The sequence below is a fragment of the Enterobacter sp. BRE11 genome, assembly GCF_031844285.1.
Classification (GTDB): Bacteria; Pseudomonadota; Gammaproteobacteria; order Enterobacterales; family Enterobacteriaceae; genus Pantoea.
Map to the genome: position 1 here is coordinate 82,061 of NZ_JAUZUX010000004.1, position 12,495 is coordinate 94,555.

A 12,495-nucleotide genomic window follows, 5' to 3' on the forward strand; every position below is an offset into this window, starting at 1 on the left:
AATGAGAAGATTGGTTGCGGACACGTAATTAATCAGGCTTTACGTAGCAAAAAAGTGTATTAACGCTGGCAAGAGAGCGGGCTATTCCACAATTAACCGCCCATGCAAAGGCTGCAGCGGCCGGTTATTACTCGACTTCAGCGCCTGGCGGAAAGCGTCCAGCTGCGCCTGCGACAGCGTAACGGGCTGTTTCATGACCAGCCAGCGCAGCCCTTCACTACACGGCGGCGTCGTCAGGGAGCCGCTAAAGCGATAATAGTGCAGGTCGTCAGGAAAGAGCGGACGGAGATCGACCCGCCTGTCGACGGTCACGGTGTGATGGCGCTGCGCCGGGATCACGGCCAGAAGCGGGTTAAGCGCCGGGTTCGCTTTCCCGACCTCAAACATGACGGCCACTACCGCCAGCTCGCCTGTCGCATTGCTGTGGACAAAATGCGCCTCCAGCGGAAAACTGCGCCCCTCTATCTGGTTCTCGCTGGGGGTATGGAAGTGATACTGCTTCAGCTGAAAGATTTCGCCGTCGAGCCTGAAATCATCTTCATCCTCCACGCTAACCTGTATGGTATGGCCATTATTCACCAGGGTTTCGGCAGAGGTGTGGAACTCCAGCCCCAGCGGCGGCAGCTTGCCGTCAATGGCGTTTTTAATATCGATCGGCGACTGGAACTGCCCCTGATGACAGGTCTGATAATCCGCCGCCAGCTCGCCCCAGTGCGCCGGTCCCGCTTTGCCTTCGTAGCTCCAGTGCGGCGCCGTTGCGCAGGCGGTGCCTATAGCGCTCAGCGCCATTAACAGCGCCGTCAGTCTGATTCTTTTCATCGTTTGTCTCCCTTCACTGGTAAACATCATTGTTGCCCGGCGATATTATTCCCGGCCAGTTTGCCGCAACAAGGCGCTTACGTGCGCTGGCGCGTTAAAGAGAGTCCAGAATGACGATAACGCGGCGGCACACTAATTAGCCTATAAAAGGCTCACGTCAGTGAGCCTGGCTCTGTCAAAACGGAGGGTTAATTGAGGCGCGCTGCGTCAGCCTGCGCCTGGGCTAATTCGCTCTTTGCTGATTCCACCTTTAGTTTTTTCTCTGCGACCTTGTGCGTCTTTTTAGAAATTTTATCCAGGCGTCCGTCTGCTTTCGCCTCTTCCAGCTCCTGCTGCGCTTCCTGCAGCTCAAGCTCCGCCTTTTTCACCTTTCGCTGCTGCTTGCTGACATCCTGATTCGCTCGCCGCGCCTGACGATCCTCGGTGCAATACGTTTTTACCTTCTCCCGGGCGATATTAAGCCGGGAGAGCTCTGCACTGTTGTTATATTTTTTAGCCTGCTCAATTTTAGTGTTCAGCGCGGAAAGCTGCTCGCTGCAGGAATCGGTAGCGGCAGAAGCAAATAGCGGCGCGGCCGCAAGAAATAATACAGCCATTTTCTTTTTCATATATAAGTTAATTCCTTGTTAAAAACACATATATGGATTTATCCGCCGTCACTATAACCTGGTTCTGGCGAGAAAAAGCCGCTCCTGGCCTGATTAAAAAAGAGAGAAGAAAGTAAAAAAAGATTAATTTCAGGCTGAAGCTAATTATTCCGCGGCGCGCAGGAAAGTGTGCGCAGTCTCTATAGAGCGGCAGAGGCGAGAAAAAGACACGTTTAGTTAAAAACAGGGAAAGGTATCAGGGAAAAGCGTGGTGAAGAAAAATTCCGATCGCCGCAGGGGCGATCGGAGAGAGGTCTGTTACATATTTTCGATGATCGCGTCACCAAACTCTGAACATTTCAGCAGCTTAGCGCCTTCCATCAGACGTTCGAAGTCATAGGTCACGGTTTTGTTAGCGATCGCGCCTTCCACACCTTTAACAATCAGGTCAGCCGCTTCGAACCACTGCAGGTGACGCAGCATCATCTCTGCAGAAAGAATAACGGAACCTGGGTTCACTTTATCCTGACCGGCATATTTCGGCGCGGTGCCGTGGGTCGCTTCGAACAGCGCGCATTCGTCGCCGATGTTCGCGCCCGGTGCGATACCGATGCCGCCAACCTGCGCCGCCAGGGCGTCGGAGATGTAGTCGCCGTTCAGGTTCATACAGGCGATAACGTCATACTCCGCCGGACGCAGCAGGATCTGCTGCAGGAACGCATCGGCAATCACATCTTTCACGATGATATCTTTACCGGTGTTCGGGTTCTTAATCTTCATCCACGGGCCGCCGTCCACCAGCTCAGCGCCGAACTCTTCTTTCGCCAGCTGGTAGCCCCAGTCTTTGAACGCGCCTTCGGTGAACTTCATGATGTTGCCTTTGTGCACCAGCGTCAGCGAGTCGCGGTCGTTCGTGATCGCATATTCAATCGCTGCGCGCACCAGACGTTTGGTGCCCTCTTCCGAACACGGCTTCACGCCGATGCCGCAATCCTGCGGGAAGCGGATTTTCTTCACGCCCATCTCATCGCGCAGGAACTTGATCACTTTGTCCGCTTCGGCAGAACCGGCTTTCCACTCGATACCGGCGTAGATATCTTCTGAGTTCTCACGGAAGATCACCATGTCGGTATCTTCAGGACGTTTAACCGGGCTCGGCGTGCCTTTGTAGTAGCGAACCGGACGCAGGCAAACGTAGAGGTCGAGCTCCTGACGCAGCGCCACGTTCAGAGAACGGATGCCGCCGCCAACTGGCGTCGTCAGCGGGCCTTTGATGGCGACGCGATACTCTTTGATCAGGTCGAGGGTTTCCTGCGGCAGCCAGACGTCCTGGCCGTAGAGCTCTACCGATTTCTCGCCGGTGTAGATCTCCATCCAGGAGATTTTGCGCTCGCCGTTGTAGGCTTTTTTCACCGCAGCGTCGACGACCTTCAGCATCACCGGAGAAACGTCAACGCCGATGCCGTCGCCTTCAATGTAAGGAATGATCGGGTTATTCGGCACATTGAGTTTGCCCTGATCCAGGGTGATTTTCTGACCTTCCGCCGGAACAACTACTTTGCTTTCCATTAACCTCTCCTGGGCGTTTTGTTAATAAATTGTAAGATGTGGGGTCATGATACTTGAATATTTACGCCGCGCCAATCGTCACTGTTTCGCGTTATAATGCGCCGATTGTCACCGACTGCAAAGCTCATGCGAAAAAGTTCTCAGCAAATTCACCAGCATAAACGCCCTGGCCGCGCGCCACGCGGCGCTCAGCGCAAACCGCCGCGTGCGCGCGGACCGCGACGCGTCATATTATTTAACAAACCATTCGATGTTCTACCACAGTTTAGCGACGAAGCTGGCCGCCAGACGCTGAAGGATTTTATCCCGGTCGCCGACGTCTATGCCGCCGGTCGTCTGGACCGCGACAGCGAAGGCCTGATGGTGCTGACCAACGACGGCGCGCTGCAGGCGGCGCTGACGCAGCCCGGCAAGCGCACCGGCAAAATTTACTACGTTCAGGTCGAAGGCGAGCCGCAGGAGGCGGATCTTGCGGCGCTGCGCAGTGGCGTTAATCTGAAAGATGGCCCTACGCTGCCTGCGGGCGTCGAAAAGGTCGACGCGCCGGCCTGGCTGTGGCCGCGCCAGCCGCCAATCCGCGAACGTAAAGCGATCCCTACCTGCTGGCTAAAGGTGACGCTCTACGAGGGCCGCAACCGCCAGGTGCGCCGTATGACGGCGCATATCGGCTTTCCAACGCTGCGCCTGATCCGCTATGCGATGGGTAACTATCGGCTCGACGACTTAGCGCCGGGCGCGTGGCGCGACATAACCGATTCGGCCTAAGCATTGCTGCCCTTTTCGATAACGTCAGGTTAACAATCCCGGAGGATCGATGTTTAAACCTCATGTCACCGTCGCCTGTATCGTGCAGGCCGAAGGCGAACTGTTAGTGGTGGAGGAGCGGGTAAAGGGCCGCGCCACCTGGAATCAGCCCGCCGGTCATCTCGAAGCGGACGAAACGCTGCTGGAGGCGGCGCGGCGCGAGCTGCGCGAAGAGACCGGCCTTGAGTGCACGCTCGACTATTTTCTCGGCGTCCAGCAGTGGATCGCGCCGGACAATACGCCTTTCGTGCGTTTTCTGTTTGGCGTCGACCTGCCGGAAAAGCGCGCGACCGCGCCGCAGGACAGCGACATTGACCGCTGCTGGTGGCTGACGCCTGAGCAGATTATCGCCGCAGATAACCTGCGTTCGCCGCTGGTCGCCGAAAGCGTGAGGCTGTGGCAACAGGGCGCGCGCTATCCGCTGCATCTGATTGCGCCGTTCCAGTGGCCGTTTCGCGAGGGTGCGCGCCACGCCGACGCGTGATAGAATATGCCGCCTGTTTTTTTATCGTAATCAAGAGTGCGTCATGTCTGACAACAGCCAGAAAAAAGTGATCGTCGGTATGTCCGGCGGCGTCGATTCTTCCGTTTCCGCCTGGCTCCTGCAGCAGCAGGGCTATCAGGTAGAAGGCCTGTTCATGAAGAACTGGGAGGAAGACGACGGCGAGGAGTATTGCACTGCCGCGGACGATCTGGCGGACGCGCAGGCGGTGTGCGACAAACTCGGCATCAAACTGCATAAAATCAACTTTGCCGCGGAGTACTGGGACAACGTCTTTGAGCACTTCCTTGAAGAGTACAAAGCGGGCCGCACGCCCAATCCCGATATTCTCTGCAACAAAGAGATCAAATTCAAAGCCTTCCTGGAGTTCGCGGCGGACGATCTCGGCGCGGACTACATCGCCACCGGCCACTACGTGCGCCGCGCGGACGTCGACGGCAAAAGCCAGCTGCTGCGCGGCCTCGACGGCAACAAGGATCAGAGCTACTTCCTTTACACGCTGAGCCACCAGCAGATCGCCCAGAGCCTGTTCCCGGTCGGCGAGCTGGAGAAGCCGGAGGTGCGCCGCATCGCCGAGCAGCTCGATCTCGTCACCGCAAAGAAAAAAGACTCCACCGGCATCTGCTTTATCGGCGAACGCAAGTTCCGCGACTTCCTCGGCCGCTATCTGCCGGCGCAGCCGGGCGCGATTGAAACCGTAGACGGCCAGGTGGTCGGCGAGCATCAGGGGCTGATGTATCACACCCTGGGCCAGCGCAAAGGGCTAGGCATCGGCGGGCTGAAAGAGAGCAACGACGATCCCTGGTATGTGGTGGACAAAGATGTGGCGCGCAACCGCCTGATCGTGGCGCAGGGCGCCGATCATCCGCGCCTGATGTCGGTGGGCCTTATCGCCCAGCAGCTGCACTGGGTCGATCGCCAGCCGATCGCCGCCCCGCTGCGCTGCACGGTGAAGACCCGCTATCGCCAGACGGATATTCCCTGCGAAATCGTGCCGCGCGGCGACGATCGCATCGAGGTGCGCTTCGACGCGCCGGTCGCCGCGGTAACGCCCGGCCAGTCCGCCGTGTTCTATCTCGGCGACCTGTGCCTCGGCGGCGGCATTATCGAAGAGCGCCTGCCGCTGAGCGCAGACTAAGTCGGCACGGCTGACGCGTAGACAGGAGTAACCGTGGCTAAAAATTATTACGATATTACGCTGGCGCTGGCGGGCATCTGCCAGTCGGCGCATCTGGTTCAGCAGCTGGCGCATCAGGGCCAGTGCCAGCCGGACGCGCTTAACGTTTCGCTACGCAGCGTGATTGATCTCAACCCCGGTTCGACGCTGGCGGTGTTCGGCAATGACGAAGCTAACCTGCGCCTCGGGCTGGAAACGCTGATGGCGGTGCTCAACAGCAGCAGCCGTCAGGGCATGGGCGCGGAGCTGACGCGCTATACGCTGAGCATGATGGTGCTGGAGCGCAAGCTGAGCGGCAACAAAAGCGCCCTCGACACCCTGGCGCAGCGCATCAGCCAGCTCGATCGCCAGCTGGCGCACTATGAACTCGGCTCGGAAACCATCACCAGCGCCATGGCGGCCATCTATGTCGACGTCGTCAGCCCGCTTGGCCCGCGCATTCAGGTCACCGGCTCGCCCGCTGTGCTGCAGAATCCGCTGCTGCAGAGCAAAGTGCGCGCCACGCTGCTGGCGGGCATTCGCGCGGCCGTGCTGTGGCAGCAGGTCGGCGGTGGCCGCTTCCAGCTGATGCTGTCGCGCCAGCGTTTGCTGCGCGAGGCGAAAACCATTTTATCCCGGCTCTCCCCGGCTTATTAAGTCGATGAGGCCCATACTGTTAACGATTCAGGAGTTGCACTGATGGAATTATCCTCTCTGACCGCCGTCTCACCCGTCGATGGTCGTTACGGCGATAAAGTCAGCCCGCTGCGCGCTATTTTCAGCGAATACGGTTTGCTGAAGTTCCGCGTTGAGGTTGAAGTACGCTGGTTACAAAAACTGGCGTCCACCGCAGAGATCAAGGAAGTTCCTGCATTTGACGCTGACGCAAACGCTTTCCTCGATGCAATCGTCGCCAGTTTCAGCGAAGAAGACGCGGCGCGTATTAAAACCATTGAGCGCACCACCAACCACGACGTAAAAGCGGTCGAATATTTTCTCAAAGAGAAAGTTGAAAGCGTGCCGGCGCTGCACGCGGTGTCGGAATTCATTCACTTCGCCTGCACCTCCGAGGATATCAACAACCTGTCGCACGCGCTGATGCTGGAAAGCGCGCGCCGCGACGTGATCCTGCCCTACTGGCAGCAGATCATTGAGGCGGTTAAGCGTCTGGCGCACGAATACCGCGATATTCCCCTGCTGTCGCGTACCCACGGCCAGCCAGCCACGCCCTCTACCATGGGCAAAGAGATGGCTAACGTCGCCTACCGCATGGAGCGTCAACTGCGCCAGCTGGGCAAAATCGAGATTCTGGGCAAGATCAACGGCGCGGTGGGCAACTACAACGCCCATATCGCCGCCTATCCAGAAGTCGACTGGCACCAGCTGAGCGAGCAGTTCGTCACCTCGCTGGGCATTACCTGGAATCCCTACACCACCCAGATCGAGCCGCACGACTATATTGCCGAGCTGTTTGACTGCATGGCGCGCTTCAACACCATTCTGATCGACTTCGATCGCGATATCTGGGGCTACGTCGCGCTCAACCACTTCAAACAGAAAACCATCGCGGGCGAAATCGGTTCCTCTACCATGCCGCACAAGGTCAACCCGATCGATTTCGAAAACTCCGAGGGCAATCTGGGCCTGGCAAACGCGGTAATGCAGCACCTGGCGAGCAAGCTGCCCGTTTCGCGCTGGCAGCGCGACCTCACCGACTCGACGGTGCTGCGCAACCTCGGCGTCGGCGTCGGCTATGCGCTGATCGCCTATCAGGCGACGCTGAAAGGCATTTCCAAGCTGGAAGTGAACCGCGAACGTCTGCTGGACGAGCTGGATCACAACTGGGAAGTGCTGGCGGAGCCGATCCAGACCGTGATGCGCCGCTACGGCATCGAGAAGCCGTACGAGAAGCTGAAAGAGCTGACGCGCGGCAAGCGTGTTGACGCGGCGGGCATGCAGACCTTTATCGATAGCCTCGCGCTGCCGGAAGAAGAGAAAACGCGCCTGAAGCAGATGACGCCAGCTAACTATCTCGGCCGCGCCGTGCAGATGGTTGACGATCTGAAATAAGCGCAGACGCAGGCGGGTCGGACCCGCCTGCGTTAAGCTGTTGTTTAAATGTTTTTGCGTATACTTTATCTTTACTTAACTGCTCTGAGAGTAAGGAAAAGCCATGCGTGTTTTGGTTGTGGAAGATAATGCTCTGCTGCGCCATCATCTTGCCGTTCAGCTGCGAGAAATGGGCCATCAGGTAGACGCCGCAGAGGACGCAAAGGAAGCCGACTATTTTTTACAGGAGCATCTGCCCGATATCGCGCTGGTCGATCTTGGCCTGCCGGATGAAGACGGCATGTCGCTGATCCGCCGCTGGCGCGGGCAGTCGGTGCGTCAGCCGATTCTGGTGCTTACGGCGCGCGAAGGCTGGCAGGCCAAAGTTGAAGCGCTGGAAGCGGGTGCCGACGACTACGTTACGAAACCTTTCCATATTGAAGAAGTGGCCGCGCGCCTGCAGGCGCTGATGCGCCGCAACAGCGGACACGCCTCGCAAATTATCGACATGGCGCCCTTCCAGGTCGATCTCTCGCGCCGCGAGCTGACTATCCACGACCAGCCGGTGAAGCTGACCGCCTTTGAGTACACCATCGTTGAAACGCTGATCCGCAACGCGGGCAAAGTGGTGAGCAAAGACTCCCTGATGCTGCAGCTCTATCCCGACGCCGAACTGCGCGAAAGCCATACCATCGACGTGCTGATGGGCCGCCTGCGTAAAAAAATCCAGGCGCTGCATGCGGATGAGGTGATCACTACCGTACGCGGTCAGGGATACCGCTTCGATCTCTGATGAGCTGGTTTCAACGCTACCGTCCCCTGTCGCTGCGCGCCCGCTTTTTACTGGCCTGTTCCGCTATCGTGCTGTTTCTCTCGCTCTCTTACGGCATGGTGGCGGTCATTGGCTACGTGGTCAGCTTCGATAAGAACACCTATCGCGTGATGCGTGGCGAAAGCAATCTCTTCTTTACGCTGGCGCAGTGGCAAAACAACCGCCTGACCATTGCGCAGCCGGAGCGCATGACCCTTAACTTTCCGACGCTGGTATTTATCTACGACGAACAGGGCAGACTGCTGTGGCAACAGCGCGACGTGCCGGAGATCCGCGCCAAAATCCAGCACGAGTGGCTGCTGAAGCCCGACTTCTACGAAATCGACACCAGCAACCGCACCAGCGCTATGGCGATTGGCAACGATCTGTCGGCGCAGAAGCGGCTGCACGCCATCGATAACGACAGTAACGACACCTTTACCCACTCCGTCGCGGTCAATCGCTATGACGCCACCACCAACCTGCCCGCGCTGACTATCGTGGTGGTGGACTCGATACCGCAGGAGCTGCAGCATTCGGACGTGGTCTGGTCCTGGTTCAGCTACGTACTGGCCGCCAACCTGATTCTGGTGATCCCGCTGCTGTGGCTGGCGGCGCACTGGAGCCTGCGCCCGATCGGCCATCTCGCCACGCAGATTCGCGAACTGGAAACCAGCCAGCGTGAGAATCTCGACGATGCGCCGCCGCAGGAGCTGCGCAGTCTGGTACGCAATCTTAATCTGCTGCTGAGCAACGAACGTCAGCGCTATACGCGCTACCGCACTACCCTTTCCGATCTGACGCACAGTCTGAAAACGCCGCTGGCGGTGCTGCAAAGCACGCTGCGCTCGCTGCGCAACGGCAAGGATCTCACCATCGAGCAGGCCGAGCCTGTGATGCTGGAGCAGATCAGCCGTATTTCGCAGCAGATCGGCTACTACCTGCACCGCGCCAGCATGCAGGCGGATCATAACCCGCTGCTGCGCGACCTGCATCCGGTGTCGGCGCTGCTCGACAGCCTCTGTTCGGCGCTCAATAAAGTTTATCAGCACAAAGGCGTGGAGATTACGCTGGACGTTTCGCCGGAGGTGACCTTTATCGGCGATAAAAATGACTTTATGGAGGTGCTGGGCAATGTGCTGGACAACGCCTGCAAATATTGCCTGGAGTTTATCGAGGTGAGCGCGCGGCAGACCGATCAGGCGCTGCATCTGTTTATCGACGACGACGGCCCCGGCATTCCCGAAAGCAAGCGCGATCTCGTCTTCGTGCGCGGCCAGCGCGCCGATACGCTGCGGCCCGGCCAGGGGCTGGGCCTGGCGGTAGCGCTCGATATTCTGGAGCAGTATGAGGGCCAGATTATCGCCACCTCCAGCCCGCTAGGCGGCGCGCGCATGGAGGTGATTTTTCGCCGACAGGAAGTCGAACATCGCCGCGAGTAGAAAGGCGCGCAGGCTGTTATACTTGGCTGCATTTACAGCCCTGCATGGAACCACCCTATGGACTATCAGCTCGATCTTAACTGGCCCGACTTTATTCAGCGCTACTGGCAAAAACGCCCGGTGCTGCTTAAGCGCGGTTTTAAAAACTTTGTCGATCCCATCTCTCCTGACGAGCTGGCCGGACTGGCGATGGAAAATGAGGTGGACAGCCGTCTGGTCAGTCATAACGACGGCAAGTGGCAGGTAAGCCACGGTCCTTTCGAAAGCTACGATCATTTAGGTGAAAACAACTGGTCGCTGCTGGTGCAGGCGGTGAACCACTGGCATGAGCCCTCTGCGGCGCTGATGCGCCCGTTCCGCTTTTTGCCTGACTGGCGCATCGACGATCTGATGATTTCGTTCGCCGTGCCGGGCGGCGGCGTCGGCCCGCACTTCGATCAGTACGACGTGTTTATTATTCAGGGCACCGGCCGTCGTCGCTGGCGCGTCGGCGAGAAAGTGCCAATGAAGCAGCACTGCCCGCATCCCGATTTGCTGCAGGTCGAGCCGTTCGACGCCATTATCGATGAAGAGATGGAGCCAGGCGACATTCTCTATATTCCGCCGGGATTCTCGCACGAAGGCTATTCGCTAGAGAACGCCATCAACTACTCTGTCGGCTTCCGCGCGCCGAGCGGCCGCGAGCTGATCAGCGGCTTCGCCGACTACGTGCTGGCGCGCGAGCTGGGCAGCTACCGCTACAGCGATCCTGAGGTGCCGGCGCGCGACTGCCCGTCGCAGATTCTGCCGCAGGAGATTGAAGGCATTCGCAAGGTGATGCTCGACGTGATCGACCAGCCGGAACACTTCGCCAGCTGGTTTGGGGAGTTTATCTCCCAGTCGCGTCACGAGCTGGACGTCGCCCCGCCGGAGCCGCCCTATCAGCCCGACGAGATTTACGACGCGCTGCAGCAGGGCGATACGCTGTCGCGTCTTGGCGGCCTGCGCGTGCTGACCATTGGCGAGGCGGTGTTTGTCAACGGCGAGCGCGTCGAGTGTTCGCAGCCGGAAGTGCTGACGGCGCTGGCGCACCGCCATACGCTAAGCCTGGAGGATTTCGGCGAGGCGCTGGACGATCCGTCGCTGCTGGCGCAGCTTGCCGCGCTGGTGAACGCCGGATACTGGTACTTTGGCGACGCCGAGTAGAACCACCAGACGACTCAAAAGCTAAAACGCGGGTGGCATGGAGCGAAGAGCAAAGCGTCCCGCGCCAGGGATAAAAACGCCGGAAGCATTTTAAACAACGTAGCGCGTTGGCCCGGTAACGGGCGCACCTCAGGGATGAGGCGCGTAGCTACGCGGGCCGAGCGAGCAGGGATGCGTTTAGCGACTTTGCGATCGCTCCACGCCGTCCGCGTAAGCGCTGCGCCTACTGACGGGGACGTTTTTTACCCCTTTTTCTCCGCCGCCAGCTCCGCCAGCCGGACAATCACCTCCACCGACTGCGCCATAATATTGAGCGAGGCGAACTCGTGCTTGCCGTGGTAGTTATAGCCGCCGGTAAAGATATTCGGGCACGGCAGTCCTTTCCACGACAGCGCAGATCCGTCGGTGCCGCCGCGAATCGGCTTCACCTTCGGCTCGATGCCGCAGTCGCGCATCGCCTGCAGCGCCAGCTCGATAATATGCGGATGCGGCTCTACCTTCTCGCGCATATTGCGATAGCTGTTGCTGATCTCGACCGTGATGGAGCAATCTTTGTGCAGCCCGGCGTTAAGGCGCTCGGCGATCGCCGTCAGCACCTGCTTGCGCTGCTCAAAAGAGGCGGTGTCGAAATCGCGAATAATGTACTGCAGCTCGGCGTGCTCAACCGTGCCCTTCATCTGATGCAGATGGTAAAAGCCCTCATAGCCGTCGGTAAACTGTGGACGCTCTTTCGCCGGCACCTCGGCATGAAACGCCGTCGCCACGTCGAGCGCGTTCACCATCACGCCTTTCGCCGAGCCGGGGTGCACGTTATTGCCGACGATCTTCACCACCGCCGAGGCCGCGTTGAAGTTCTCATATTCGAACTCGCCGAGATCGCTGCCGTCGATGGTATAGGCCCAGTCGGCGGCGAAGCCTTCGACGTCGAAGTGCGAGGTGCCGCGGCCAATCTCTTCGTCAGGGGTAAAGGCGACGCGAATGGCGCCGTGCGGAATATCGCTTTTGGCGAGGCGCGCCATCGCCGTCATGATCTCGGCGATGCCCGCCTTATCGTCAGCGCCGAGCAGCGTCTTACCGTCGGTGGTGATCAGGGTATGGCCGATCAGCTTATGCAGGATCGGGAACATCACCGGTGACAGCACCTCTTCGCCCGTGCCGAGCGCGATATCGCCGCCGCGATAGTTCTCAATAATCTGCGGGTTTACATTCTTCGCGGTAAAATCGGGCGAGGTATCCATATGGGAAATAAAGCCGATTACCGGCGTTGGCCAGTCGACGTTGGCGGGCAGCGTGCCCATCACGCAGCAGTGATCGCTGAGCGAGACGTCGATAAAGCCGAGCGCAATCAGCTCTTCCTGCAGCTTGCGCGCCAGCGTCCACTGCCCTTCGCTGCTCGGCACCTGACGCGCCTGCGGTTTTGCCTGCGTCTCTACCGCCACGTAACTTAAAAAACGTTCAAGTAACTGATCCATATGCCATCCTTCAAAAGAAGCCGACCATCATTATCAACAGTCGCGTTCGACGCGTGTTGCGTCATATCATTATCTGACAGGTTAACCTGCGCTGTGCGT

Annotated in this window: 12 protein-coding genes; 8 read left to right on the forward strand and 4 right to left on the reverse strand. The window is 58.7% G+C overall.

What is annotated here, in order from left to right; translation table 11 throughout:
• Positions 1–81: 81 nt before the first annotated feature.
• The 3 genes from Q9R34_RS05575 to icd form a co-directional block, all read right to left on the reverse strand.
• Positions 82–819 (reverse strand): carbonic anhydrase, encoded by a 738-nt coding sequence (locus tag Q9R34_RS05575; protein WP_485892715.1) that lies wholly within the window; start codon positions 817–819, stop codon positions 82–84.
• A gap of 188 nt (positions 820–1,007) precedes the next feature.
• Positions 1,008–1,427 carry a DUF1090 family protein gene (locus Q9R34_RS05580; protein WP_485892716.1) on the reverse strand — a complete coding sequence of 140 codons (420 nt, stop codon included), beginning with the start codon at positions 1,425–1,427 and terminating at the stop codon, positions 1,008–1,010.
• Between the two features lie 297 nt (positions 1,428–1,724).
• The gene (gene icd / locus Q9R34_RS05585) at positions 1,725–2,975 is read right to left on the reverse strand and encodes an NADP-dependent isocitrate dehydrogenase (protein WP_033789611.1); all 1,251 of its coding nucleotides are present in this window, start codon (positions 2,973–2,975) and stop codon (positions 1,725–1,727) included.
• A 96-nt stretch (positions 2,976–3,071) separates the two neighbouring features.
• Here icd and rluE point away from each other — a divergent pair, with 96 nt between their 5' ends.
• The 8 genes from rluE to Q9R34_RS05625 all read left to right on the forward strand — a co-directional run bounded on the left by rluE (position 3,072) and on the right by Q9R34_RS05625 (position 10,924).
• Entirely contained in the window at positions 3,072–3,740 is a 669-nt protein-coding gene (gene rluE / locus Q9R34_RS05590) for a 23S rRNA pseudouridine(2457) synthase RluE (RefSeq protein WP_485892718.1), read from the forward strand.
• A 49-nt stretch (positions 3,741–3,789) separates the two neighbouring features.
• A complete protein-coding gene (locus tag Q9R34_RS05595) occupies positions 3,790–4,263 on the forward strand; it encodes an NUDIX domain-containing protein (RefSeq protein ID WP_434125332.1) in 474 nt (157 codons plus the stop codon).
• 43 nt (positions 4,264–4,306) lie between these two features.
• On the forward strand, positions 4,307–5,419 hold the full coding sequence (mnmA, locus tag Q9R34_RS05600; protein ID WP_485892719.1) for a tRNA 2-thiouridine(34) synthase MnmA: 1,113 nt from the start codon (positions 4,307–4,309) through the stop codon (positions 5,417–5,419).
• 33 nt (positions 5,420–5,452) lie between these two features.
• A complete protein-coding gene (hflD, locus tag Q9R34_RS05605) occupies positions 5,453–6,094 on the forward strand; it encodes a high frequency lysogenization protein HflD (RefSeq protein ID WP_434125330.1) in 642 nt (213 codons plus the stop codon).
• Positions 6,095–6,136: 42 nt separating this feature from the next.
• Positions 6,137–7,507 carry an adenylosuccinate lyase gene (gene purB, locus Q9R34_RS05610; protein ID WP_434125328.1) on the forward strand — a complete coding sequence of 457 codons (1,371 nt, stop codon included), beginning with the start codon at positions 6,137–6,139 and terminating at the stop codon, positions 7,505–7,507.
• Positions 7,508–7,610: 103 nt separating this feature from the next.
• Entirely contained in the window at positions 7,611–8,279 is a 669-nt protein-coding gene (gene phoP, locus Q9R34_RS05615; protein ID WP_033747880.1) for a two-component system response regulator PhoP, read from the forward strand.
• Positions 8,279–9,739 carry a two-component system sensor histidine kinase PhoQ gene (gene phoQ, locus Q9R34_RS05620; RefSeq protein WP_485892721.1) on the forward strand — a complete coding sequence of 487 codons (1,461 nt, stop codon included), beginning with the start codon at positions 8,279–8,281 and terminating at the stop codon, positions 9,737–9,739. Before phoP ends, phoQ begins: the two co-directional genes overlap by 1 nt.
• A gap of 57 nt (positions 9,740–9,796) precedes the next feature.
• Complete coding sequence (locus Q9R34_RS05625; RefSeq protein WP_485892722.1) at positions 9,797–10,924, forward strand: ribosomal protein uL16 3-hydroxylase; 1,128 nt, start codon at positions 9,797–9,799, stop codon at positions 10,922–10,924.
• 242 nt (positions 10,925–11,166) lie between these two features.
• Here Q9R34_RS05625 and pepT read toward each other — a convergent pair whose 3' ends face one another.
• Positions 11,167–12,396, reverse strand: a complete 1,230-nt coding sequence (pepT, locus tag Q9R34_RS05630; RefSeq protein WP_434125325.1) for a peptidase T — start codon at positions 12,394–12,396, stop codon at positions 11,167–11,169.
• Between the last annotated feature and the right edge of the window lie 99 nt (positions 12,397–12,495).